This is a genomic window from Mucilaginibacter flavidus (genome assembly GCF_024055575.1).
Lineage (GTDB): Bacteria > Bacteroidota > Bacteroidia > Sphingobacteriales > Sphingobacteriaceae > Mucilaginibacter > Mucilaginibacter flavidus.
This window is the reverse complement of record NZ_JAMXOE010000006.1, coordinates 174,481-201,054: the sequence shown is the minus strand read 5'-3', so window position 1 is coordinate 201,054 and position 26,574 is coordinate 174,481. Positions and strand designations below refer to the sequence as shown.

At 42.4% G+C, this 26,574-nt stretch carries 19 protein-coding genes; 2 read left to right on the top strand and 17 right to left on the bottom strand.

The window, feature by feature from the left end; genetic code table 11:
• Window positions 1-3: 3 nt before the first annotated feature.
• The 10 genes from NAF19_RS12300 to NAF19_RS12255 all read right to left on the bottom strand — a co-directional run bounded on the left by NAF19_RS12300 (window position 4) and on the right by NAF19_RS12255 (window position 11,356).
• Complete coding sequence (locus NAF19_RS12300; RefSeq protein WP_252790351.1) at window positions 4-870, bottom strand: glycosyltransferase family 2 protein; 867 nt, start codon at window positions 868-870, stop codon at window positions 4-6.
• Entirely contained in the window at window positions 870-1,574 is a 705-nt protein-coding gene (locus tag NAF19_RS12295; protein ID WP_252790350.1) for a class I SAM-dependent methyltransferase, read from the bottom strand. Before NAF19_RS12295 ends, NAF19_RS12300 begins: the two co-directional genes overlap by 1 nt.
• Window positions 1,575-1,588: 14 nt before the next feature.
• Entirely contained in the window at window positions 1,589-2,398 is an 810-nt protein-coding gene (locus tag NAF19_RS12290; protein WP_252790349.1) for a TylF/MycF/NovP-related O-methyltransferase, read from the bottom strand.
• A complete protein-coding gene (locus NAF19_RS12285; RefSeq protein WP_252790348.1) occupies window positions 2,395-3,687 on the bottom strand; it encodes an ABC transporter ATP-binding protein in 1,293 nt (430 codons plus the stop codon). Before NAF19_RS12285 ends, NAF19_RS12290 begins: the two co-directional genes overlap by 4 nt.
• A gap of 5 nt (window positions 3,688-3,692) precedes the next feature.
• On the bottom strand, window positions 3,693-4,556 hold the full coding sequence (locus NAF19_RS12280; protein WP_252790347.1) for an ABC transporter permease: 864 nt from the start codon (window positions 4,554-4,556) through the stop codon (window positions 3,693-3,695).
• Entirely contained in the window at window positions 4,549-5,670 is a 1,122-nt protein-coding gene (locus tag NAF19_RS12275; protein WP_252790346.1) for a glycosyltransferase family 4 protein, read from the bottom strand. Before NAF19_RS12275 ends, NAF19_RS12280 begins: the two co-directional genes overlap by 8 nt.
• Entirely contained in the window at window positions 5,663-7,450 is a 1,788-nt protein-coding gene (gene asnB, locus NAF19_RS12270) for an asparagine synthase (glutamine-hydrolyzing) (protein WP_252790345.1), read from the bottom strand. Before asnB ends, NAF19_RS12275 begins: the two co-directional genes overlap by 8 nt.
• A 150-nt stretch (window positions 7,451-7,600) precedes the next feature.
• A complete protein-coding gene (locus tag NAF19_RS12265) occupies window positions 7,601-8,116 on the bottom strand; it encodes a UpxY family transcription antiterminator (protein WP_252790344.1) in 516 nt (171 codons plus the stop codon).
• 12 nt (window positions 8,117-8,128) lie between these two features.
• Window positions 8,129-10,564 (bottom strand): GumC family protein, encoded by a 2,436-nt coding sequence (locus tag NAF19_RS12260; protein ID WP_252790343.1) that lies wholly within the window; start codon window positions 10,562-10,564, stop codon window positions 8,129-8,131.
• Window positions 10,565-11,356: a polysaccharide biosynthesis/export family protein gene (locus NAF19_RS12255; protein ID WP_256484278.1), complete on the bottom strand. Its 792-nt coding sequence runs from the start codon at window positions 11,354-11,356 to the stop codon at window positions 10,565-10,567.
• Window positions 11,357-12,174: 818 nt separating this feature from the next.
• Between NAF19_RS12255 and NAF19_RS12250 the strand changes: the two genes are divergently transcribed.
• On the top strand, window positions 12,175-12,921 hold the full coding sequence (locus NAF19_RS12250) for a glycosyltransferase family 2 protein (RefSeq protein ID WP_252790341.1): 747 nt from the start codon (window positions 12,175-12,177) through the stop codon (window positions 12,919-12,921).
• A gap of 185 nt (window positions 12,922-13,106) precedes the next feature.
• The gene (locus NAF19_RS12245; protein WP_252790340.1) at window positions 13,107-17,600 is read left to right on the top strand and encodes an Ig-like domain-containing protein; all 4,494 of its coding nucleotides are present in this window, start codon (window positions 13,107-13,109) and stop codon (window positions 17,598-17,600) included.
• A 340-nt stretch (window positions 17,601-17,940) separates the two neighbouring features.
• Here NAF19_RS12245 and NAF19_RS12240 read toward each other — a convergent pair whose 3' ends face one another.
• From NAF19_RS12240 to NAF19_RS12210, 7 genes are all read right to left on the bottom strand, one after another.
• Window positions 17,941-18,210: a helix-turn-helix domain-containing protein gene (locus NAF19_RS12240; RefSeq protein WP_252790339.1), complete on the bottom strand. Its 270-nt coding sequence runs from the start codon at window positions 18,208-18,210 to the stop codon at window positions 17,941-17,943.
• A gap of 672 nt (window positions 18,211-18,882) precedes the next feature.
• On the bottom strand, window positions 18,883-20,004 hold the full coding sequence (locus tag NAF19_RS12235; RefSeq protein WP_252790338.1) for an alpha/beta hydrolase: 1,122 nt from the start codon (window positions 20,002-20,004) through the stop codon (window positions 18,883-18,885).
• A gap of 186 nt (window positions 20,005-20,190) precedes the next feature.
• Entirely contained in the window at window positions 20,191-20,667 is a 477-nt protein-coding gene (locus tag NAF19_RS12230; RefSeq protein ID WP_252790337.1) for a hypothetical protein, read from the bottom strand.
• Window position 20,668: 1 nt separating this feature from the next.
• Window positions 20,669-22,921, bottom strand: a complete 2,253-nt coding sequence (locus NAF19_RS12225; protein ID WP_252790336.1) for an LGFP repeat-containing protein — start codon at window positions 22,919-22,921, stop codon at window positions 20,669-20,671.
• Between the two features lie 11 nt (window positions 22,922-22,932).
• Window positions 22,933-23,682 (bottom strand): hypothetical protein, encoded by a 750-nt coding sequence (locus NAF19_RS12220; protein ID WP_252790335.1) that lies wholly within the window; start codon window positions 23,680-23,682, stop codon window positions 22,933-22,935.
• Between the two features lie 4 nt (window positions 23,683-23,686).
• A complete protein-coding gene (locus tag NAF19_RS12215; RefSeq protein WP_252790334.1) occupies window positions 23,687-25,474 on the bottom strand; it encodes an IPT/TIG domain-containing protein in 1,788 nt (595 codons plus the stop codon).
• A 19-nt stretch (window positions 25,475-25,493) separates the two neighbouring features.
• Window positions 25,494-26,558, bottom strand: a complete 1,065-nt coding sequence (locus tag NAF19_RS12210; RefSeq protein ID WP_252790333.1) for a hypothetical protein — start codon at window positions 26,556-26,558, stop codon at window positions 25,494-25,496.
• Window positions 26,559-26,574 lie beyond the last annotated feature (16 nt).

The following is a 26,574-nucleotide window of genomic DNA, read 5'->3' as shown; positions in this document are numbered from 1 at the left end:
AATTTACTTACCGAATTTCAGCCATATTAGTAATCTAAAGGGAATTCGTCCGGTGTAACCAAACCTCCGGATATGGCTGGCAGCCGAAATTTTATATTTTCGGCAAAGGAGCAACAGGTGTCCCAAACATCTACCCAGATAAAGCCGCCTATTTAGGGAAAACTGGTCTTTGATTTTATCAAACACATAAAAATTTTCAAAGATTTCCACGTCAGGGTTATCAATGCATATGTCACTGACCCGGCCTGTGGCACCGAACGTAGTAATTAACGCTTCACTGCAGTAGCAAATAGCTGCATTTTTGCCAATAACCCGAATGTAGAATTCTATATCGACGAGCCATTTCAAGTTGGGGTCAAAAGGTTCAAATACCGTTTTTCTAAAAATAACTGCACTCGGGCTGCCGATTTTGTTGCCCAGAAACAAGGATGCGGGAGATCTGCTTATCTCAGCAACATCCTCATCCGAAATTTCATGTACCCACTGTCTTCCATTTTCAAGTTTTACGAGCGAGGCCGAAAATGCCATTCCGCAACCGGAGTTGTCGTCCAAGAGCTTTACATACTTTTCCAAACTGTCGTTTTGTTCGAACCAGTCATCGTGGTGCAGGATCTTAACATATTCTCCGGATGATTTTTCAATCGCCTCATTCCAATTTTGTGGCGAACCAAGGCTAACTTGATTTTTAAAATAATGTAATTTTCCACCAAAATCAAACTGGTCGATTAATTCCTTAACCATCGGTCCCGGCGTATCATCTGTAACAATTACTTCATAATCCGTGAATGTTTGCAAAAGCACCGAATTTAGTGCTATTTTTAAGTAGTTCACTTGGTTATAAGCAGGTATACAGACCGATACTTTGGGCATTAAATTTTATTTACTTTTTGGGCTACGCAAATTATGAAGTCTTTTTTTTCCAGTGCTGAATCGATAAAGTGAGTACCGTAGTTTTGGTATCGAAAACTTAACAACTCAAAGCCGGTATCCCTTAGCCAACCGATAATTTTTTTTTCATCAATATAGAATGTGAGGTGATGGCCAAGCTTAATTGCCGCCTCATCTTTTTCTTGTAAATATGGCGTGGAAATTATCAAATTTCCGCATGGTTTAAGGCTTTTATTAAAAATTCTCAGCAATTTTATAATGTTTTCTTCGGTGAAATGTTCAATAGTTTCAAAAGATATGACCTTATCAAAATAGTTATCGTAACAAAGGTTCAGCAAGTCAGCGTTGATAAACTGCACTTTTTTCGTGGTGCGATATCTTTTTTTTATGGCCTTTATTACTATTTCGTTTATGTCTGCGCCAATAACATATTGAGCAACTCTAGCCAACATAATTGAGCCATACCCTGTACCACACGCGAAGTCACCACAGATATCACCTGGTTTTACGATGCTCGTAGCGAATTCGTATCTTTTGTAATGGCTCTTTTGGTACATGTCCAGCGAATGAAAGTCGACTTTGCTGGAATATATGATGTCGACGCGCTCGCCAGTTGCGTCAAATTTTGACGGCGACACATGAACGGTCCTTTTAATTTTGTTGATTGCTCTTTTTAAGATATTCATCGTAATTGCAATTATCAGGGTTTAATAATTAAGCCCTGGCAGGTAGGAAGAGTTAAGACCATCACTCCTTTTGATTTGGCGAAAGCATCGTGGGCTTCTTTCTGATCATTGCTGGCATTGGCAAAACCATAATCGTCCAGCACTATAATGCCGCCGCTGACCATTTTATCCCAAAAAAAGTTTAACGCGTCGATTTCCGGCTGGACACAGTTCATATCAACTGATAAATAAGATACCTTGTCTGTATCGACGTCGCACAGCGTTTCAGGAACAGGACCCTTGATGATTTTGACATTAAAACCTTTGAAGGTTTCGATAACTTGTTCGTAAAGCCCCTCTTTTTTGCCATAGCCAAGAATTTCGTGCCTTTCCATTTCCCGGGGGGTACTGTATTTTTCATCCATTCCGGCAAAAGTATCCAGTAAATAATACTTCTTTTTTAAATTTTGGAAGCCGACGAAATTGATAACCGACCGTGCAAAAATACCGGTGCTGACGCCACAGTCCACAAAATCACCCTCAAGGAGAGCGGCATGTGACGCGGCCCAGCATTGTACATGAGTTCGCCAGTGAATGTCGTAGTCTTTTAATAAATGGCCGCCGTCAGTCTGTTTGCCGAGTTCATAGGAATGGAGAAAATGGGGGTCCTTCATAAAATCGGCACTGTGAAAAGTGTATAACATATCCTGGGCATAGGTAACGTCCGATTTCTTTAGTAAGTAGTAATCTCCCAGGTCAACTCCATTTTTTTCATCGGCACCGGCAAGTTCTTTTATGGTACGGACTAGTTTTCCCGGTAGGATTTTTTTTATTATTCGTTTCATATCGATGAAGTGTTCCATTGTAGAATCGGGCGGACTATTCCAGGGAAACCGCCTACGTAGTTTCCTCTTGCCGATTCCGGGTTTAAATTATCAAAAACATTAAATGCAATTGCATCTGCCTCCTGGAAGTGTAAATAAAATGGCTCCGGGTTGAATATGGCAACGCCGGCAATGACGGTGCCTTCCGACAGGAAATTTCCCGGTATCCACATGGTTGAAGAATATTTTCCGATTTTCCTGGGCTGTTTCCTCGAGGCGGAAGTTACGTCATGTGAATTCAATATGTTGACGCCCTGGCTATTAAATAAATTCATGCCATGGGTAAACACGCATCCTGACTTTAACACTTCGTATTTTATAGTAATGCCGATTTTTCCGGTGATTTCGAAGTTCTCTTCGGGCTTAAAACTTTCATCATGAACAAATACTTCCAACAGCCTGACCGTGCCGTCGCCGGGTATATGTTTGCCTTCCCATTTTCGAATCGCGGTTGTCCCAAAATCCGCCCTGAGATAATGATCGATAATTTTGTCGGTCTGGCTGTAACCCGTCAGACATCCATTTTTTAATAATATCGCATGGGAACAAAGCCGCATAATTGCGTCCATATTATGACTGACGAATAGCACGGTACGCCCTTCTCCTTTACTTACATCATTCATTTTGCCCAGACACTTTTTCTGGAATTCTGCATCACCCACCGCAAGCACCTCGTCGACAATCAATATTTCACTTTCAAGGTGGGCGGCCACGGCAAAAGCAAGCCGGACGTACATACCCGATGAATAGCGTTTTACTGGCGTATCGATATATCGCCCAACTCCCGAAAAATCGACTATTTCATCAAATTTTCTTTTAATCTCGGCCTTACGCATCCCTAAAATCGCTCCGTTTAAATAAATATTTTCCTTGCCGCTTAATTCCGGGTGAAAACCGGTGCCAACCTCAAGCAGGCTCGCTATGCGTCCCTTTACTTTAACTGATCCAGCGGTCGGCGCCGTAACCCGGCTCAAAATCTTCAGTAACGTGCTTTTGCCGGCACCATTGCGGCCAATAATGCCAACGGCATCGCCTTGCTCAATATCGAAGTTTAAATCTTTTAAACTCCAGACTACATCGGATTTACCTTTTATGCTCCGGTCATTTTCCTCCCCGATTTTTAAAAAAGGGTCTTCTTTTCCGCGAACTCTGGCCCAAAAGCGCTCCAGGTCACGGGAAATAGTACCAGTCCCGATCTCCCCCAACTGGTAGGCTTTCGATAAATTCTCTGCTTTAATAACTGTTGGCATAATTATTATACGGTGTCAATAAATGTGCGCTCAACTCGGTTGAAAATTATGATGCCTGCCAGCAAGATGACCGTGGTTATAGTCGCTGTTACCGCGAGTGATACCATGGTAAATGTCCCCCTACCTAGAAATCCAAACCTGAAGGCTTCTATAATTGATGTCATAGGATTGTACTCAACCAGCCATTGGTAGTGTGGATATTTTGCTTTTACATAAGACAAGGGATAGATTACAGTAGTTAAATACATCATCAGTTGGATACCAAAAGCAAGCAGAAAGCTTAGGTCGCGGTATTTTGTTGTCAGGGCTGATACTATCATCCCCAAACCGAGGCCTAACATGGCCATTAGCAATAGGAGAACAGGAAAAAGTAACCAAAATAAATTGGGGTGAACATTTGCACCTTTTAACGCATAAAACGCCATCATTAATAAAAATAGCACCATTTGAATACCAAAGCGTATTAAGTTCGATACTACTATACTTAATGGTACGATAAGCCTCGGGAAGTATACCTTGCCAAACAAACTCGCGTTTGTTGTGAAAACGGTTGAGGTTTTTGTGAGGCAATCAGAAAAATAATTCCAGGTCGTTATTCCGGCCAGATAGAAAAGAGGCTGCGGCAAATGGTCTACAGGTATATCTGCGAGGTTGCCGAATATAAAGGTATAAATAATGGTAGTGAACAACGGTTGGATAAAGAACCATAGGGGACCTAAGATCGTTTGCTTATAAAATGATACAAAATCACGCCTGACCAGCAATACCAATAGGTCCCGATAGTGCCAAAGATCCCTCAGCTTCAGGTCCAGAATATTATTTTCCGGCGTTAATTCAATATCCCACTCGTCGGGAAGTGCTTCATTCATTAGTCAACATATTTTCGAGCCTGTTTATATATTCGGTTTCATTAAAGTGCCTCAAGCATTCCTGCTGCAAGTGCTGCCGTTTCGCTGTAGTTAGCGGGCAATTTAAATATTCTGTTATCGCGTTTTCCAACTCGGGCAAATCGTCAGTGTTCACTGCCCTACCCAGCTCGCCGTTACAAATGGCATCTACACTTCCATCGGCATTACCGCAAATAACGGGTAAGCCACAAGCCATAGCTTCAATAAACACAATTCCAAACCCCTCCTTTTTACTTGGCAAAACAAAAAGGTCGGCCAGTAAAAAATAATCAGGAATTTCCTCTTCGGCGATAAATCCGGTAAGAATTACCCGATCATCAACATTAGCCTCGCTGATGAGCCTTTGTATCCGAATTTCTTCTTTATGATCATATTGCCCGGCAAGGATATACTTTATTCCCGGGTATTTATCTTTCAATTTACTTATAACTTTTATAACCTGATCGTGCCCTTTATACTGCTCAGTTGATGCAAGGCGCGTCAGCGTAAAAATAACAGGAGTAGTACTTAGCAATTGGTACCTGTTTAACAGCCTGTCGGGTTTTGTAAACGTTTCCGGTAATTTAATAAAAGGGTCAACTGCATTGTTAAGCACTTCGCATAATGCATCGTCGGTTTTATGCCGTTTTATCATCTGCTGCTTTGTAAAATCACTTACACATATAATTTTATCACATCGCTTTAGAAAAACATTTTTTAATACCGACAAAGGACGCCATACTTCAATACCGTGAGCAATCAACCATATCTTGCATTTAGGGTTAAGAATTTTTATAAGGAGGCCAACAAGGGCAAGGTTAATGTGGCTGATGATGATAACATCTGGTTTTTTGGCCCCGGTTATGGTTTTTAATACGAATGCCATCCGGTTAGTACCAAAGCCAGTAAACTTTTCTGCGGGCAGATATTGCGGGATTAAATCACTATCAGCATCATATGCCGACCAAAGGCAAAAGTCCCATTTTTTACGTAAAGCAAGCAAGTGCAGCGAATGGGCCAGCGTCCGTGTCATTTTTTGGATGCCACCGGTGGTGCTGAAAGTTTGCAACGAAAACAGGATTACCCGTTTAGTCATTCAATTGAATTTGGTACAGGGCGAATATTTTTGACCAATGCAACTGGCCTTTTTTAAATCTTTTAACTACATCCTGCGCCAGTTTTCCTTTATATAAATTGGCATTACTTATTTCGGCATGCTTACCCATCCACTCCTGTAACGGAAAGGTAAAGCCCATTTTGGGCCGGTTCCAGATAGTTTCCGGCAGCAGGCCGTTAAAGCTATCAATTAACAGCTTTTTGGGTTGATGCTGGTTAAATCTTATTTCAGGCGAAATACTGTTTACCAGGCGCTGAAAATCTTCGTCTAAAAACGGCACCCTTACTTCAAGCCCGTGGCTCATGCTCAGCACATCGGTATCCCGAAGCAGTTGGTTTTGCATATAAATGTTGGTTTCAAACCAGGCGGCGTGTTCTTTATTATAAGGCCCCAAATCGGGCATCAAATTTTCACCAAATAAAATTTGATTTACCTGTCTTACGTCTGCGTCAAGTATTTTGGCAATATCGTCAGGAACAAACAGCCCGCGTAACAAAAGATAATCGGCCAACGGATGATTGTGTTTTAGAAAGGAAATTTTCCGGTACCTATCAGCCCCGAGGAGGTTGGTTGCGCCAAGTAAAGCAGCCGGTATTTTTCGAAGATATTGCAGGTATCCGATCCTGTTAAATGATGGGTACCCACCAAAAAGCTCATCCGCTCCAACACCCGACAGCACTGCCTTCAAGTCATCCTGGCGTGCGTACTTACTTATAAACCAAGTGTTAATGCCATCAGTTGTTGGCATATCCATATCCGAAATTATGTGGGGAAAGTTCGATTCAAAATCGGCCTGCTGTACAAGGTGTGCAAGTTTTTCGCCTTTCAGTTTTCCTAATACTGTGTTTTGGTAAACACGCTCATCATAGTTTTTCTCATTAAAATAAATGGAAATTGTTTTGAGGTGTTCGGTACCTTCATTCGCCAGCAGCGAAATCAGGCTTGAATCAATCCCTCCGCTCAAAAAAACTCCCAAAGGCGCATCAGATATAAGCTGCCGCTTTATTGCTTTTTTTAGGCAGTCATGAATTTGCTGCCGCGCTGTCGCTATGTCTGTTATATACGCAGTTACCTGTTGAGTATTGATATACGAATTTATGGTGAAGCTATTTTCCTCGTGTTTCCAGGCTAAAAAATGTCCTTTTTTTAGGCTGAATACATCCTTTAAAGTTGTATACGGTTCTGGTATGTGGCCGAGGGCCAGAAATCTTACCGGCCACGTTTGGTCGGGTCCTATAGCGCAGTTTGCCGCTTTGATGGCTTTAATTTCCGATGCAAAAATCAGCTGCCTGTCAGCCGCATGGTAATAAAGTGGTTTTATCCCCGTCGAATCTCTAACGAGGTAAGTTACTCCTTTATCAACATCATATAGCGCAAATGCAAACATGCCACGTAACATCGCAAACGCCGCTGTGCCCCACTGCAAGTATGCCGTTAAAATAACTTCGGTGTCAGTCTCCGAATGAAATTGTACGCCTAACTTTAATAGTTGCACTTTTAAGTCGCGATAGTTATATATTTCGCCGTTAAAAGTAATCCAGGCTCGCTTTTGCGTATCTGCCATCGGCTGGTGGCCATTCTGGCTTAAATCAATTATTGAAAGGCGGCGGTGGCCAAAAGCCATATTTACCTTCTCTGCTAAAAATATGCCTTGGTCGTCCGGCCCGCCATGTTTCAATGCATTGCACATTACCTGTACGCTGTTACTAATCTCGCCAGTTGAAAGCTGTTTTGAAATTATTCCGGCAATCCTGCACATAGGTTATATTTATTCATAGCTTCGCTTCGTAAGTCACAATTTAAAATTGAAACTTATTATTAATCAGGTGTTTAAAACCTTATTACAAACATTGTATTCCGGCTAAAAAGCCCAGAATATCAACCAGGATGTAACGTTATATTATCTGCTTTAAAATCTTTCAAGTAATGATGATGCCACATAAACCACTATGGAATAACCAAGGTTTTCAAGTCGCAATGCCAATTGTTTTTGCGAGCGGTACGATATTATTTCGCCCGTAAGTCCCTTAAGCGGGCCCGCTTTAATTATAATTTTCTCCCCTGGCTGCAAATGCTCCGCGGTAACTTCCAACTCATAGGGGCTTGCCATCAATAGTTTAAGTTCATCAATCTGCCGGTCGGGCATTGATGCTATCCTGCCCGAAAAATATATAAACCGGGCTATGCCTTTTGTCATTAATACTTCTGTTTGTTCGTGCTCGTTTATCCGCACAAATAAGTACGATTTAATAAAGGGTTCTTCAACCCATTTCTTCCTGTCGCTCCACTGCTTAAGCTGGCGGTGTAACGGCAGGTAGGTTTCAATACCTTTGCTCACTAATACCTGGTAAGCTTGTTTTTCGGCACGTGGATTAGTACAAACCGGGTACCATTTTGCGGTATCTTTATTTGTTAATAAAGCCATACTTTATTGCATTCAGCCTTTTTTAAACCAGTTTTTTATGCGCCACCATTTGTCTTCATCCTTATCAATATAGTAGCCCGAACTTTCGTATCCGGTATAATCCGAGTAATAGTAATATTTCGAGCCATAGTTTTCCCCTGTAAATTTAGTGGTATAATATCTCGAATGCAGCAAGTCTTGAGCGAAGGCGTTAAGCACAATTACTGTGTTTTCCAGGTGATATTCATGCGCCAGCCGTTGCGGAACGGTTGCTGCGTAAAACTTTGATTTACCCGAACGTATAACAAATAGATTGACATCGCTTGCCCTGATCAGGGGTATGGCATCAGAAACAAGTCCAATTGGAGCTGTGTCAATCATCACAATATCATAAATCGAAGTAAGTTCAGCAATTAATTCTGTCATCCTCGCAGAGTGTAAAAGCTCCGAAGGGTTTGGCGGAATAGGCCCTGAAACCATAAAATCGAGATTGCTCTGGCTGGAATGTAAAATCACATCCTGAGCGTTGCATTGATTTGCCAGGTAATTACTCAACCCTATGTCGTTCGGTACATGGAATGTCTTATGTAGCTTTGAGCGCCGCAAATCGGCACCAATCAAAATTACTTTCTTATCAATTAGTGACAGGGTACTAGAAAGATTAACCGCGACGAAAGATTTCCCTTCACCCGCAACTTCGGAGGTGACACAAATTACTTTGCTTTTTTTTTCCGAGGCCAGGAAGCTTAGATTAGTACGGACAGATCTGACTGATTCGGCAAAAATGGATTTAGGTTTACTTATTGCCAGAATTTGTGTGCTGTACTCGTCAATAGGCTCTGGGAATTTTCTTATAACCCCGATAATTGGAATAGTAGTTAAGCTTTCGATCGTTTCTTTGTCATAAATATAGGGATTAAATATCCTTATCAGGATAATTAATCCGAAGCCGATAGCAAGTCCGAACAATTCCGCTGCGCGTTTGACGCCCGATTCGTCTGGCGAAATTGGGTTAAAGTTAGGTTGTGCCAAGTCAACAATGGAGGCTCCTGGCAATATCCCGGCACTACTGATTTGGGCATCCAGTTTTTTTTCTGACAGGAAAGAATAAACTTTGTCATTGATCTCAAAATCACGCTGTAAGCTAACCATGTCGCGCTGTGCGGCAGGTAACTCCGAAATTTGCCGGTTTACCGGTCCCAATTGATTTTGAATGAAATTTATTTTGTTCTCAATCAACAAGTGGGTGGCATTTATGCTATTTAAAATATTGTTCTTAATTTGAAGTATTTGCTGGTCAATATCTTTAATATATATTGAATTAGCAGTGTACGTTTTTAATGCGCTCTTTCTTTCGGTGATTAGCATATTAAGACTCGAAATTGCGGAACTAAGCTGCTCATGCTCGACCGCTCCCATGCTGAAATTGGGAAGCAGGTTATCATTAGCCTTGATTATTTCCTGTTTGAGCTGATCAATAGCAAGTAGGTCTATTTTTAATACCGAACTTTGTGACTCGAGGTCCGTCGCTTTCGCGATAACCCTGGTTGATACCGAGGTCACATCCATGATCTTTTTTTTACTTTGAAAATCCTTTATGGAGTTATCCGAACCTTTCAGCTCATTGGAAAGAAAATCTAGTTGCCTGTCAATAAACCGGATCATTTGGGAAGCCGATTTTGTCCGTTGGTTTACATCATAAATCAAGTATTCTTTCATTATGGCATTAAGGATATCTGCTGCAAACTGAGGATTTGAGTCAGTCTCCTGTAAGGAAATTATGTTTGAATTTTTAGCAGTTTCGTTCGTATGCAAGCCGCCTCTTACCCGGCCAACAAAATCTTCTGGCGAATTTAGCTTAAAAAGAAAAAGTGCAGATTTCGGTAAAATCCCTGGATTACCAATACTTAATGCAGTAGGACCGATTGTGAAAGGCGTGTTGTATGAATAGGTATTTTTTACCTCCTTACCTGAAACAATATAACTGATGCTAAAAGTATCGTTATTTACAGGCCGGAATGTAACAATGTCGTGAAAGAAATTCAAACTATCGAATTTTACCAGCTCAATTTTCAGTGGCTTTTGGGGGTAAAGTTCATTTGTTCTGTTAAGTACGCGGCCAACAACATAGAAACTGATCCGGTAATCAAGCCGCCTTATTGCGTTTGTAAGCAGCGCCGTACTTTGAATGACTATCGATTCGCTTTGTATTTTTGAAGTATTTGCCCGGTCGTTATTTCCGGGTACGTTGATCAGGTCAGCTATTTCCGATTTCTTTTCTTCGAATTTTAGCGTGGCGGAAGTTGCGTATATCTTGGGCGTATACCAAAGGTAAACGTTGGCAACAATAATGCAAATCCCGACAGCCCCAACAATCAAATACCATCTGCTCAAAAAAACTTTGGCAATTTTAACGTAGTCAATCTCTTGACTTGGCAACTTTGGCTGAATCTTGGTTATCTCTTCCATTTAATGGCGGACAAGTGTAAGAATAATCAGCGCTGTGTTAAAAAGCAACAGCACCGGCTGTAGATACGAGGTCGAAAAGTTCTGAAAGTTTTCGTTACGTGCCGATCGTTTATTTTGCGCGATGTAAATAATATCACCGTTTTGAAGTACAGCTTTTGGGTCGTTAATTGATTGGATATCGCCGAGGTCGATTAAAATTACCTTTGGATTTTTTTCGGTCCCCCTTATAATTTTAATATTGCTTTCGTCCGCCTTATCAGTCAGACCGCCTGCATAGCCGATCATTTCAACTAGCGATGTATGTTCCTTTATCAGAGGGAGGTTTCCTTGGTTTTTAATTTCTCCAAAAAAAGTTACCTTAAGGCTGGTTATCTTTAGCTCAATTATTGGGTTAGTAAACACACTTTTCCGATAAGAGTCCTCTACAATTTTTTGGGCCTCCAACCTTGTGAAACCTGCAACTTTTATCCGGCCCAGTGCCGGTAGTATCACAAACCCGTCCTGATCAACCTGAAAAGTCTGGCTTTCGGTACTATTGCTACTTAAAGGACTAGTTTTAATGGTATTGCTATTAACGGGATTATAAATAATAGTGTTTACATCCTGCAAATTTCTTACTTGCAAAATATCCTGAGGTTTTATTTTGTAATCGCTCACACTTCCAACATCCTGATAAACACTATCTGTAAGTGCTTTTTTTTCCCTGAAAAGCAGGTGATACTGTTTTGTCGAACAAGACGTCAGTGCCAAATAAATAGTCAGAATCGAATAAACACAAATCAGTCGGCGCATATTTTACCACTATATTCGTTAAATTTTTAATTAGGTGGCACCTTCAAATTTACATAATTTGCGTTATAATTAACTACGTATTTTAACAGAAGGGATTAAAAATCTCCAATCATAACCGTTGTCTTTAACGCAGAAGAAACAATAATTTCTGTATTACGTCAGTTTTAGGGTAGCTCAATATTGAGGTCGAAGATATTATTCTTGACGGACGTTCGAAAGATAAAACTATCAACATCACTAATAGTTATAAACATCATAGCCACCACTTTATTTTCGACTCTTGCAACATTATTTATAATGCTACAAATATTTGATTTAACCTCATCCGGGGATATTATCTGCGTTGTAAATGCAGAAGAAATCTTTGCTAATATTTTAGTTTTAAGAAGATTTGTCAGATAGCTTAGTTCGCATTGAGCTGGCAATTTTAATGCGACCTGAATTAACAGAATGAAGGAGAAGAAATGCGTCCCCTATAGCAATCAGGTAAGTTTAAAGGTTCGAAACCTGACCTTTTTTAAGCACACCCGCAAAGGACTTTATCCGGTATGTTAAATAAATGAAATTCCTGAACACGGACGATTGTCAATATAATGCACTGGTGATTTTGATTTTTTTTGTCTCGGGTAGCGATCGACGCTATACCGAGAACTGTAAGATTTTAATGAAAACAAGTTTCAAATTGCCGGGAATCGCAAGTTTTTCCAGCCATTTTTTAATTGCAACGAGAATAATTGTACGATAGTAACAGCCTGGAACAAATGTGTGATTATGTAAATGGTTCTATTTTTTATAATTTGCGCTGTTAAATATCCCAAGTGCAGGATTTGAAAATATCATTGATAACCGTTGTCTACAACGCGGAAAACACGATAAGCGATTGTATCACGTCAGTGTTAGGACAACTTTACAGTAATGTCGAATATATTGTAATTGACGGTGGTTCGACAGATAAAACCCTGAATATTATCCACAGTTATAAAAATCGTATCAGCCACTTTATTTCCGAACCTGATCGTGGTATCTACGACGCAATGAATAAAGGAATCGAGCTTGCCACCGGCGATGTCATTGGCATTCTTAACGCGGACGACTTTTTCGCTGATAATATGGTGTTAGTTTCAATTGCTGATGCTTTTAATAAAAATAGAACAGATATTGTCTACGGCGATTTGGAATATCTTAACGAAAAGGGAGACGTCCTTCGCAAATGGCGGTCCAGCAGTTTTAGACGGCGGAATTTTGAATATGGCTGGATGCCGGCACATCCCACTTTTTATTGCAGACGGGAATTGTTTGGCCGGTTTGGTGTCTATAGCCTACGATTTGGTACTGCAGCAGATTATGAATTAATGTTACGGTTCCTGTACGCGGGCAAATTAACCGCAGTTTACCTGGATAAAGTGCTGGTTAAAATGAGGACAGGTGGAAAGAGCAATCAAAGTTTAACTAGCCGTCTTAAAGGATTGTTCCATGACTTCAGGGCAATGCGGCATAATCGGATCTTCCTTCCAATATTTACCATTATAATGAAACCAATGCGAAAAATACGCCAGTATATTTAATGTGGAAAAAGGTGGCTAACCTAAGCTTTTTAAGCACAAACTAAACTTATGGTTGGCAGGCAATTATTTTAATTTATTTTTTTTCAATATAACCAAACTTCTTTTGGGGCGTTACGTAAAAAGGGCAAAAATGTGCTTAAGCAGGCATGATGTAATGCTTTATCACGATAATTTTCAATGCCCTAATGAAACTATCAGATACTATTTCAAAAAGACCACTTCGGTTTTTTTGTGTACTAGCCGGAATGATTTTTTTGGTAAATAGTGCCTTTGCGGCGCGAACAGTAACCATAAGTTCGCCAACAACGGGGTCAACATTTGGACTAGGCACCAGTATAACCGTTAACGCTACTGCTGCCGGTTTCAGCGGAAGTATAAGCAAAATAGTTTTTACTATGTCGCCGCTGGCAAGTCAGACCGATCTTTCAGGCCCAACTTATTCGGCAACATTTGCTACAAGCACATTAACGGTTGGTACAACCTATACAATTACAGCTACAGCTACAGATAGCTTTTTGCAAACAGCAACAACATCTATAACAGTAACAATATTGCCAGCCGCGCCAACCGGCATACCCGGCACCACCTGCGGTACCGGCTCAGTAACCCTCAGCGCTTCGGGCGGGTCGCCAGCCGGCGGCTCTTATATTTGGTACGCGGCTTCAAGCGGAGGCTTGGCTCTTCAAACAAGTACATCACCCAATTACACCGTTGCTTTAGCCAGCAATACAACGTATTACGTATCGTATAAATCGGGTAGTTTTGAAAGCAGCCGTACCGCGGTAGCAGCAACCGTAAGCGCAGCGGCAACATCAACCTTTACGGCAACGTCAACAGTAGCGGTAGGCTCTAATGCAACTATTACGTATACAGGAAGCGACCCCGTAACTTCAACTTTTACCTGGGATTTTGATGGCGGTATTATTGCCAGTGGTTCAGGCAAAGGGCCTTACACGGTAAACTGGTCAATCCCAGGCGTCCACAATATTACGCTTATTGTCACCAACACCGCGGGCTGCTCTTCATCAACAACAACTGTCCCTGTTACGGTAACACCGGTTGCCTTAGGCGATTATGGCTTTATGAAGCCTATAATTTTGTATACATCACAAATTAGTAATGGCGGTATTTCCTCAACCTTATCGAACTTTCCGGCCCTGGTTTATATTCAGGATGATGGATTAAAAATTTTAGGCCAATGCGGCGACAAGGTGCAATTTCCGTTGGGAAACGGCGGTGCCCTTACTGCCGGCACCAACTATGATTTTGCTTTTACTGTACCCGGCAGCACAACCGAATTAAATTACCAGGTTGATACCTACGACTCTGTAAACGGTATTTTACTGGCATGGGTTCGCATACCTTCAGCAACATCTACAGATGTTCCGCTCTCGTTTTATTTTGGTTCGAAAGTACCGGCCCATTCATCCACTTGGTCGGCATCTACCTGGGCCAGTGACTATAAAGCAGTGTACCACTTTAACGAAGCCTCAACCAATGCTGCAGTTTTAGATGCAACAAGCAATGGAAGAAATGCGGTGCAGGCAAATACTACAGTAACTAACGATGAAATACATATTGCAGCAGCAGTGCCTATTGCCGGTGGCGGTTACAGCTTTAACGGTACAAATACAAGTATTATTCAGAATGTTGGAACGGCACCAAATATTAACGGAGCATTCACCATATCGGCATGGGTATATTATGCCGGCACTACCAGCAGTGATAATAAGATAGTATCCAACGAATTGGACTATGGCCACAATAATAACAGCGGCGGGTACAAGATAAGCGTAAAATCGGGAGCGATACAAACTGAAACCAGGATATCCGGAGGTACTATAGTTGGTAACCTGGGTACAGGCGGCACTGTTGATAATACAGGTTGGCACTATATACAGGGTACTTTTGACGGTACCGCCACAGGCAATTTCAAAAACTATGTTGACGGGGTAGCGTACGGTAGCGTGGTGATGGCCAAAAATGAAACCACAATGATTCCATCAAACGGATTTATGCTTGCGATGGGGCTTGATCACGGAACCGGCACAGCTAACGGAGGATTTAATGACGAACACTTTTACAATGGTAAGATGGATGAGGTGCGGGTTTCGAATGTTGAGAAAACACCCGATTGGATCAGAGCCGAATATTATAACCAAACACACCCCCGTGAGTTTTGTGACTATGGCGAAAGTGTTGTTTCCTTTCAAGCCAATGCTCCCTTATTGGTTGGTGCATTAACATTTACCTGGACAGGCCTTGACGGAACAACCCCAACCGACCAAACAAAAACAAACAATTGGGATGCCGGATTTACGCCGGTATTTAATGGAAATACCAAAATGGTTATCCCTGTAGTGGCTTCAGGGAAATACCCGGTACTAACCGCCGACGCAAGCATTTACGCGCTTACCATAGCCACCGGCGGCGCCTATCTGAATTTAAACGGACACACGCTAAATGTAGGCTGTAATATTTACAATAACGCTTCAACCGGCGGAACCGGGATTTTAAATGCAAGTAACACAGCATCAGCTATTAACTGGAACGGGTCATTGGCAGCACAGGGCTACTATGGCACTAATACGGTAAATACAGCCGAAATAGGCAACATGACGGTTAATAACTCAGCCGCCGGCACGGTTACCATTACGGGCGGCCCGGTTGATATTTATAACACACTAACTATTACTAAGGGTAATTTGGTTATAGATAATACCGGCAGCGGTGATATGACATTAAAAAGCTCGTCGACCCTTTCGGCAAGCGTGGCGGCAATACCATCAACTTATAGTATTACCGGTAAATTAAATGTGGAACGTTACATTAGTGGCGGCGCGTCAAAATATCGTGGCTACCGATTTTTATCATCTCCTGTGTATACTGCAAAAGTGGGTACCAACTACTACTACGATTTAAGCTACCTTACTTTGTATACGCCAAGCACAGGAACGCTCGGCACATCTGGCGGGATGACTAAAACAGGCAATCCAAGCATTTACCTTTACAGGGATAATGTGGCCTTTACTAACGGTTCCTTTAATGGCGGCAACTTCAGGGGGGTAAATAAAATCAATAACGCCACCCTATACTCTATAGGAGTTGATTTTGATGGTACCTATAATTTACACGTGGGTACCGGATTCTGGATGTTCTATAGAGGGAATTTGACCAACCTGGCCACAAAATTTGTTCCCACAACCGTACCTGAAACCGGCCTGTTCGTATCCAGGGGAACGCTTAACCAACAGGCAGTAACTGTAGTCAATTGGTATACACAGCAGTCGACATTACAATGGACCTCAGTTCCAGGCAATACCGGGTATTCGGGCTATAATTTAGTGGGCAATCCGTTTGCCAGTTCGATCGACTGGGATAAAAGAAGCACCACTGATCCGGCAGCCGGCATTTATGCACCAAAAGTTAACAGTAAGATTTATATATTCAACGAATCGACTAAGATTTATGCTACGTACGATGGTGTTTCGGGCGTAAATGGCGGATCGAACATCATTCCGAGCGGACAGGGTTTTTACGTGAAAGCCCAGGATGCAACAGCGTCGTTAACTTTTAATGAGGCAGCAAAAACCAGCGCTCAGGTAACCGGCCCAACTGCCGCTACGGGCTCAACTTTGTTATTGAGCACCCACCCAGTGGGGAACTCTAAGCCCGACCTGAGGTATATGCGTTTGGAACTGTTTAAAGATTCGGATAACGTTGAGGAAACCCTTGTGCGTTTTGACAGCTCGGCAAAAAATGAGTTTGTTGACAATGAGGATTCGGAGCACATGGCCGGCAGTGGCGGGGTGAGTTTTTCGAGCAAATCGTCGGATAATAAGGATTTGGCCATTAACCTTGTCCCTTTCCCAAAAGCATCCGGAACGGCTATTAAGTTAACTGTGAACGCAACCGCCAGTGGCCAGTATACCATAAACCGTACCGAGCTAAAAGATATTCCTGAGATCTACGAAATATGGTTGAAAGATGCTTATAAAAAGGACTCGCTGGATATTAAACATAATTCGGCCTACGTATTTAATATTCTGAAAAGCGATACCAACTCCTTTGGTGCCAACAGGTTTACTCTTGTAATCCGCGAGAGCAAGGCGTTGAGGCTGCATTTGTTGAATTTTACGGCATCGAAGACGACAAATGGCTCAGAACTGGTTTGGAAAACAGAGAATGAAAAATTCTATACCAACTTTACAGTTGAGAGAAGCACTGATAACGGGAAAAATTATGCTGTGCTTGGCGGTTTTGCATCAAGCGATGAAGGTACTTACAGTTTCACCGATAGAAAACCTGCTATAGCTACTGATATGTACCGTATTAAGCTCGAAGATTTGAACGGAACAATAACATATTCAAAAGCTATTACATTGATGTATGCAAATATTAGCGACATTAACAACAATGCTGTTAATATTTACCCTAATCCGGCGGTAAATACCATTAACCTGGCCATTGTACAAAACAGCGTTAATCTTACGGGGACCAACCCGTCATACAGTATCAACATCACCAATAGCATGGGCAAGGTATTAAAAACCATTACAACGGCGCAGCCAACCTGGCAGGAAAATGTAAGTGGATTATTGCCAGGTACTTATATGGTTGATGTTGTAAACAATGCGGATAATTCCGCGGTCGGGAAGGCAAAATTTATTAAACTATAAGCATCAACAAAAAAATATAGCACTAAACTTTGATAATTATCGCTGGCTAGTGTGAGGAAGTGACAGAATTGCAATTAAAAATGTATTTTGATAAATTGTAGTTAGAAAAGTAAAGTTTTATGCGCGTAAAGATATTTTTTAGCACACTATTATTGTTGGTCGTTAATGTAGCGCTACTTTATGCGCAGGAGCGCGCGAATCCCGTAGTGGGAACGATGTAGATAATAACGCTTGTCCCTTGGATACCTGGGTTATGATTGTATTGACACATGACAACCGGGGGGTAGGGGTGTGCGGATAACTCGACTATCCCGAGTATTACGTCGGTCGATTACATTTTTTATTTTCCTTTATTTGTACCGTTCAATACCTGCATGATATCCTGTTGATTGTAATACAGGATGCCGCCGATTTTTGTAGGTTTAAGCGTGCCCTCCAGACGTAGTTTGTGAAGGGTGTTGGGCGAAATTTTGAGCAGGTTTTTGACTTGGTAACTTTTTAGCCACTTAGCCGGTTCATCGCTTGGCTTTCCTATTATGCCTTTTATTTCTGCTATTAATTTGCTTCCGAATGCTTCTAAATCTTCTTTAGTTATTATTTCAGCTGCCATGTAGTTTGATTAATTTCAGGCAAAGAAACGGTTTCGCGCCAGCCTCTTTTGGTTGGTTTATGGTTGGCAACCTTAAATATTCCCGGGCTTTTATTCTGCAAATACTTATCTAAATTCCTCTCAAAATATTGCGTTTTCAGGCTGAAAATCCGTAAATTTGAACTGTAGACTTAATGCTTTGATTTAAAGTACTTTAGATGCTTTAATTAAACTCAAGAGGGCATGGATACCAAACCGCCCACCTAAGTTGAAAATTATGTTTTAATTGATTAATTATCAGGCATTTATAGCGGTTAGTTCTCGTCCTGCCATCCCGACTTAAAGCGATACCAAGTAAAAGCCTCTTCAAAGAAATTTGAAGAGGCTTTTTAATTCAATCCCGGACCGGGATTGAGGTGGTATATTTGATAAAAGCCGGTTTTTATTACGTTATAAAGTATTTGCGTAGCTTTAGTATATATACCCTTTACATTTATTTATTCAACGCTATTAAATTATAAGCAGTAAGTTTTAGATTATGGAACGCCTGATTATCAATTATTTATTCAGGTAAAATAAGATATCAATCTGGTAGTCAGCGTGTTCCGTAGTGTTCGGGGTGTTCCGTTGTGAAAAATGGAACGCTTCATGTCTTCTTGCACAGGCAAAGCTGACTTGGACAACTGACGTAGGTCATTTCCCAACCTTCGCTGGTTGGTAATCACGCCAAAGCCACTCCAGGGCTTCTGGGAGTGTTTGCTGTTTTACTTTATAATCAACATGCCCGGCGTTGCGTGCAAAAATAAACTGGTACTGATAATTTTTAGCAGCGAGTACTTTCGCCATATTTTCGTTGGCAAGCACCCAATCATGCATGCCATCGCGCATTACATTTGGATTAAACAAGTCCCTGTCGCCCACCTCCATCCAGATCCGCAACGGCCTTAGGCGGCTATTGGGGATGATAGTTTCATGAAATCCCCAGGCGCCATGCGGCGTTTTCGGGTTGTAGGGCCACTGCTGGTTTATGTACGTACTGGAATAATTAAGCACACGGTGATACAATTCCGGGTGGTACCACGCCATAATCAGGGCACATGACCCACCTGAACTGCCACCCATGGTAGCGCGACCGGCTGGGTCTTTGGTTAGTTTTACCTGGCATTTACTCTCCACCAGCGGCAGTATTTCATTTTCAACAAATTCGGCATATAGGCCGCTCATGGTATCATATTCCAGGCCCCGTTCGCTGCCCTGGGCGTCGCCACTGCCGTTACCGATAGAGATGGCTACCATCGGCGGCACTTTGCCTTCGGCAATGAGGTTGTCTAATACCGTGAAAAGCAGGTTGTCGGGTCCATCGGCGCCAACTATAAACGGCTCTGCGCTACCAGCGATATACTGTTTTGGAACATACACTGCCACTTGGCGGGTGTAGGGCGCGGGATGACTTGTAGTAACGATTAACTTAGCGGGATTTGCCGGATCAGCCGTGCCAAATGTATTTGGCTCCCGCGCAATGCCGGGATAAATTTTGCTATCCTTCGACTCAACGATAAAGCGGTATATGGTACCCTGCGGTACGTTAGCCTGAACCAACGATTCCGGAGCGGGATCGTGTGTAGGCCCAATAATGAAATTCCCGTTGGCAATGGTCGGGGGATTGACGCCATCTGTTAATTCCTTAGCTGATACATAACCCGGCGTATGAGGATCGCGGGTTGGCACTTGTGCCGTGACTGGGTTTACGTTCCATACTATTTGAAACAACGCAGCGACTGCTATGGTGCGATTAATTATTTTAATTAGCTTCATTTAATTTGATTTAACGGAGGTTATGCCCGCTTTTTAAATTTAAGGTTAAAAATTGCGGCATCAAAATTTGGCGATTAATTTATAATACAATAAAAGCCTTAAGTGAAGACCTAAGGCTTTGGTTTGTCGCCGGCATTATGGAGCATGCCCCGAGCGGATAAAAATAGTATTACAATATTTTTATAGTTACAACCGGGTGTAAGTAGTTTGCATTTGCCTGGCCCTGGTAATATTGGGCACGCCCGGGTTTTCGGCATAAATAAAAGTCCATCTCATTTCATTGCTTCCCATAAATTCTATTTGGTATTCCGCGTGCTTCACCAGCGAAGTTGCGTCACCTACATCTATTATTAATTTATTGCCTGCCATTTTCCAACGTGAAGCTTTCAATTGCCCGGCAATTTGTTTTTGCAATGCAATTGTGCAATCTTTCGCCTGTTCGCTCATTTTTCCATCGGCGGTAAATGTGTAAATTATGTTGGCAAAGCAGGGCATGTTTTTTACAAGCATCTTTAAAGTACTTACTGTTTTGCCGTCTTCCTTTGTCAGGATATCTTCCTTTTTCTTCCATGAACCCACTATAGCCTGGGCATAAGTAAACGTAGTTATGCTTATAAACGCAAGTGTTAATAGCAAAATATGTAACCTGTTAATCTTTTTCATTTTATTCATGTGTTGTTTTGGGTGGTAACGGTTGCGGGTTTATTTGAACTCTGGAGGGTTGAATAGTACCGGTTGAGCTTTTTACATTTTTAGGCGGTAACGGCTGTGGGTTTATTTGAACGTCGGCAGGCCGAATACTGCCTGAAGTTCGCCTCACAGTCCCTCCGGGAGGAAGCGGTTGCGGGTTTATTTCAACTTTTTCCGCGCCTGCATTGTTATAGGGCCTTCCGGCGTTGGTTTGTGAGGCATGCGGGTCTACTTCTGCTTTAACAGGTTGAACGTTATTACCTGTTCTATTCATCGTGACTATCCTGTCGGGGTTTCCATAAACAACGGAGGTGAAATTGTTATTTCCTGACATCTCCCGGATAACAGCCGCATCGGGTACAGTATAAAAAATTACGCCGCCTTCAAATTTCTGATAGCCCTTCTCGCGGTACGAGCTAACCTGCTTAATCCTGTCAAGAGGCAAGGTAACGTAATCAGAAACAGGGTACCCTAATTTCCCTTTCTCCCAGCCCGTATTTTTCCAGGCATCGAAGATTTTATTCAGTACAACATATGGCCCATATTTAGGGCTCCAGTAAATATACCCGTGATTGAATTTTTGAAAAAAGCCGGCAGCATCGGGCAATAAAGTCTCGTTTTGTTCGGGCCAGCCTAATTCACCAAATTCGTAACCGGCTTTTATATATTTATCTCTTACTGCCCCCCAATTGGCGCTTGCTGCCCTGGTTTTGTTTGAATAATAAAAGAAAGAATTATTATTTTTTCCCGGCAAAAAATATCCACTACCGTCTGCGCGGTTCCCGTTCGACGGGATGGCCAATGAATGCTCAATAGTTCCGCCGGTTTTAACGGCTATGTTGTTATCAAATGAGGCGAACATAATTTGCTTCGTCGCAGTAAATTGTTCGTCCGCATTCGACGGCTGATTTTGTAAAATATGTTGTATTACCCATGGTTGTTCAAAATCGCAAGTGATATTGTTCCCGTTTTTTACGATGCCTTTGGGCCTGTAAAAAAGCGTAACATAAAAAAACTGGACAATCATAGCCTGTTGCTCTTCATTGTACAACTCTCCAAGGTTATGCCCGTCGCAACTGTATTGATATTGATTGCTCATAACCGTGTTTTTAAATTGATTTACTGCTCCATCTGTGAATAATCGTAATGCGTCCACGTGCCATATTTGCCAGGCGTGGGTTAGTTCGTGAATAAAAACATCGCCGGGAAAGCCGTTCATATTGTAGTTTAACGGATCATCAAAGGCATTCCCCAGGTTCATCAAGATATAAACATCGTTGCCATTTTTAATTGGAACAGTAAAAGGCCTTTTATCAATCGACATTAAATTGGTGACGATAATCTTATTTATGGGCGGGAGCGAATTCATAAAGATAGTTGAATTGGCAATTTTGTATGCATTTCCGTAGTCGCTCAGCATGCGCACTTTGGGCAAATTTCCGGTTTGCAGGAAGGTTGTGATAGTTCCAAAACATTGTACAAAGAATATCCCGTTGTTAACCACTATGGTTTCTCCCAGGTCTTTCACAGCCTCGCCGGTACCATCAACTGCTGCTTTTACAAAATTTGCCAAATCATTTGCCGCGTCTGAAACGGTATTCCACACGTCGTCAAAGCCGAAACACGTTTTACAATCGCCTTTTACCGATGACGCTACCTTAAAGCTGATGTCAGCCAAATTATTTTGCTGATTTGGCAATGAGTAAATGCCGTAGATAATATTGTTGCCCAGGTATTTTTTAGCATCCGATTTGAATTGATGTGTTATATTAGCCAGTACGCCATCATTCGGCTTCCCGCTGAATTTTATTTGTGCATTTGCAGGAACTGTGGTATAAGCAATAGCCACCACATTGCCCTTAACAGAACTATAGCTGGCGTTGTATTGAATACCATTTTGCACCTGTTGGTACGATATGTTGGCGTCGAGCTTTTGCACTAAGATTATGTTGGTGAAATGGTTGTCCTGCCTATCAGGGCTGTAACTCACCTGCCAAAGCTCCACCTTAATTTTAGTGCCCGCAGCCTCCGAAATATTGCAATTCCATCCTTGCTGTAACTGCTGAACGACGTTGTTATTGGCAAATAAGATACTCCCCTGGACCTGATCCTGTTGGGATGCCGAAATGATACGGGCATTGTGGTTAAATGTTCGAATTTGTGCGGTTACATTATTGCCAGTTAAAGCAAAGGCTATAAGTAATAAAGTGTAAAACAATCTGTTCATTTCTTTATAGATTAAATATTAGTAAAACGACCTACTACTACCGGGTTTTCATAAGGATTAAAACCTTCCTTAGGGTTTCCGGTGCTCCAGCTGTATCCTGTTATATCCCCTTGCTCATTGGTGTATAGCCTGAAATTTCCTCTTCCCAAACCACTGTACCCGCCACCGTTTGAGTTAAATCTGGAATCGGTTTTGCCGTGTGGGCTTTTACTGCAGTCAATGACCTCAACTTCATATTGCTGTGTATTCGGCTCGATAACTTTCGATGGCCTGTGCGGCCTCGGTAAGGCTGCAATCAGCATCACGTGGCCCGTATTATCTTCATGTTCCGATCGGTCGGCGTACTGCAGGGCAATTAAATCGCCGGGAAGAATACCACTGATGTTTTTTATCTGCCGGAAATGGCTGCCGGATACTATTGCATCATAATAATGATGGGCGAACATCCGTTTGTGGCCCCATTCAGTTTTAAAATTATCGTCTGTCCAGTTAAAAGTTTTAGCCATTAGCGCATTGATAAATCCACTGCAGTCAGCAAAACATTGCGGAGATTTACCTTCGTCGCCCCAGCTTACCGTATTGTCTTTATGCTGGTAAGAAGTAATTTGCGGATTTATATTTTGTTGTAGCTTTTGCGCCCAATACAGCAGATTGCCAGGTTGGTCTGCCGCCCTTCGCGGTTGGGATAAGGAATGGCCAACAGGGGAGTAAACGAACGCCACTGTTATAACTATCGCCGCGTATGTAATGATTCTTTTCATTGCTTTATTTAACATAAATAGCTACTACCTGGTTGGCAGATGTTCTTGCACAGCTTGAGCTTACCACATTACATCCCGGGTCCATTTCAACAAAATTTCCATTTTTCCAGTAGCAGTTATTACCAGAAGATGAGGAAGCCCCGGTTACATAGATATCCGTGTTATTGTATAAGAATATCGACGAAACATTTTCTGCAAGCGCGTAGGTGCTAGTATTTATCAACGTGCCATTTTTCCAAACCGCTCCGGCCCCGTTATACTGCCCACCGATGTATACGTCTGCACCTTTCACCAAAATGCTGGATACGCGGTTAAATAGGCTGTTTGCCGGGGTGGTAATCGATATTGAAACACCGTTCTTCCAAAGGCGTGGGGCCTGATTGATAATGCCACCGGTGACAGGGTCGCGCACTTCTTCAGTGCCGGCCACATAAACATCGCTGCCTGAAATAAATACTGCTGAAGCTTTTGCACTACCGGCGTGCACCCCATCGGTTAAATCAACAGGAGTGCCATTTTTCCAATAAGTTGCCTTTAGTGTGGTAGTGCCAGCCAGGTATCGTGAGCCAGCTACATAAACATCCCCGTTACTTACCGCAATTGCGTTGTTTAAATATGAACTGGCGTTTGAGCCAATAACAGTTACGCTATTAGTGTTTAGTGCCGTTGACGTGCCATTTTTCCAGGTATAGTATGTGGTTCCAATTGCGCCAAGGCAATAAACATCGGCACCGGAAACATAAATGGAAAATGTAAAACCGGTTTGTGCTGAAAGTTGCACGGCGGCGCCATTTTTCCAATAGGTCGGGGTGCCGCTTGTGGATGGACCGGCCACATAAATATCGTTGCCGGAGCCAACCATCGAATAAGGGTTTAACCAATCTGCTACAGGCGTGAACACAAAGTTTTTCCAGTAGCCAAAACCACTCCTTGTGTCAGAACCAAGCACATATATATTAGGACCAGCAGTAGCGTAAGTGAAGCCGAATGCATTTGATGTGCCACCCGGCGTGATAACAGTTACATTTCCCGAGGTCCCGCCTGTCGGCACGGTAACAACCAGTTGTGTAACGGTGGCGCTTGTAACTACGGCAGCTGTTCCGTTGAAACTAACAGCGTTATTGGCAACGGTGGCATCAAAATTTGTCCCTGTGATAGTTACCGGAGTTCCCGCAGTAGCCGAAGCGGGAGTAATACCTATTATCGTTGGCGCCTGCAAATAGGTAAATATCGGCCCGGTAGCCGTCCCCCCGGGCGTAGTTACTGTTACGGCGCCTGAGCTTCCGCCCGCTGGGGCTGTAACCACTAATGAGGTTGTTGTTCCGGATGTAATGGCTGTGGTAGTGCCGTTAAATTTAACGATGTTGTTAGCCGGTACAGCATCAAAATTAACCCCCGTAATTGTTACTACCGAACCCGCCTTACCCGAAGCAGGGTTAATGGCCGTAATAGAAGGTGCCATTAAATAGGTAAATATAGGCCCCGTAGCTGTTCCGCCCGTTGTAGTTACAATTACAGTCCCGGTGCTTCCGCCAGCTGGCGCCGTTACAACTAATGAGCCGCTGCTTGCCGATGTAACTACGGCCGCCGCGCCATTAAATTTTACAGTATTAGCCGAAGCTGTTGCATTGAAACCAGAGCCGCTAATGGTGACCGCAATCCCGGCAAGACCAGTTGATGGCGAAATGGCCGTTATTGCCGGGACCGGTACCGGGTTATTTTTTTTACAACCTACAAATATCGAAACGACCGTTAAAATGAGGATAAATGAATAGTTAATTATTTTTTTCATATAAGTATGTTTTTGGTAGTTAGCGCTGATAAACATTAGCATCTGCTGTACCATCGCTGTTGGTATCAATTCCTGTTGATTTTATTTTTATTTTCAGGTAGCCGCTGCTACCGCTGGTGCCAATTTGTTTAATCACAGCCATCAGTCCGTAAACTTCCCGGCTGTCCATCTGCATTTTTATTGCAAAAACTTGTCCGTCAAGTTTTTGACCGACCGATGCATAATAGGCGGCGTAGCCTTGTGCATTGCGCACCGCACTTTGAATTTGACTGTTGTTTTGAATTTGATTAAACTGCCCGATTGTAAGCCTGGTTAGTGCCACTTCGCTTTCATTAATATCACTCCACTGCATCGCCTGTTCGCTTACATGCTCGGTCATGTATCCCGCGGTCGAATTATTTTTAGCAAAACCGGGTGTCATCAGGTAATAGGTATTCTGGCCATCTGCAGGCGCGAAAAACATTAAGTCAACCGCACCTGGTTTTTGTGCGGCCTCACCCATGCCCATCACCGTACCAGTCATCACATCCAGGCAATTGCCATATACGCCGTTATTTTGGTTACCCAAATTGCCGGTGTCATCATTATTTACCGATTGTGGATTATTAATGGGCAAACTTTGCCCGGCCAGGTAATTTTGAGAGGAAACGCTGTTATTATTGTTTAACGCGGCATTTTGATTATATTGGTTTGCGCTATTGTTCGTATTTTGATTGGATGAATAGGAGCCTGAGCCACCTGCCGTATTACCGGCATCGTTAGCGGAATAAGAGCCCTGACTGCCCTGGGCGTTTGGCGTTGAAACGCTTGAGTTTGAGTAGCCGGCAGAACTTAGATTAGTTGAATTGCTACCGGGGGCGTTTTTTGTTGCCGCTTTTACATCCACGGCAAGTTGTTTACTGTCGTAAAAAAGTTGCCTCGCTTTTAATAAATATGGTTGAAATACGGCAATTAAATTGCTCGCTTTTGTTGTCGTATTATTAACTTTATCAAAAATACTTATTTTGTTATTTTGCTGCGAATAAGCATCAAACGCGGTTATTAACAGTAGTATTAACACCGGCAAATGGTTTATTTTTTTCATAGATATAAGATTTATA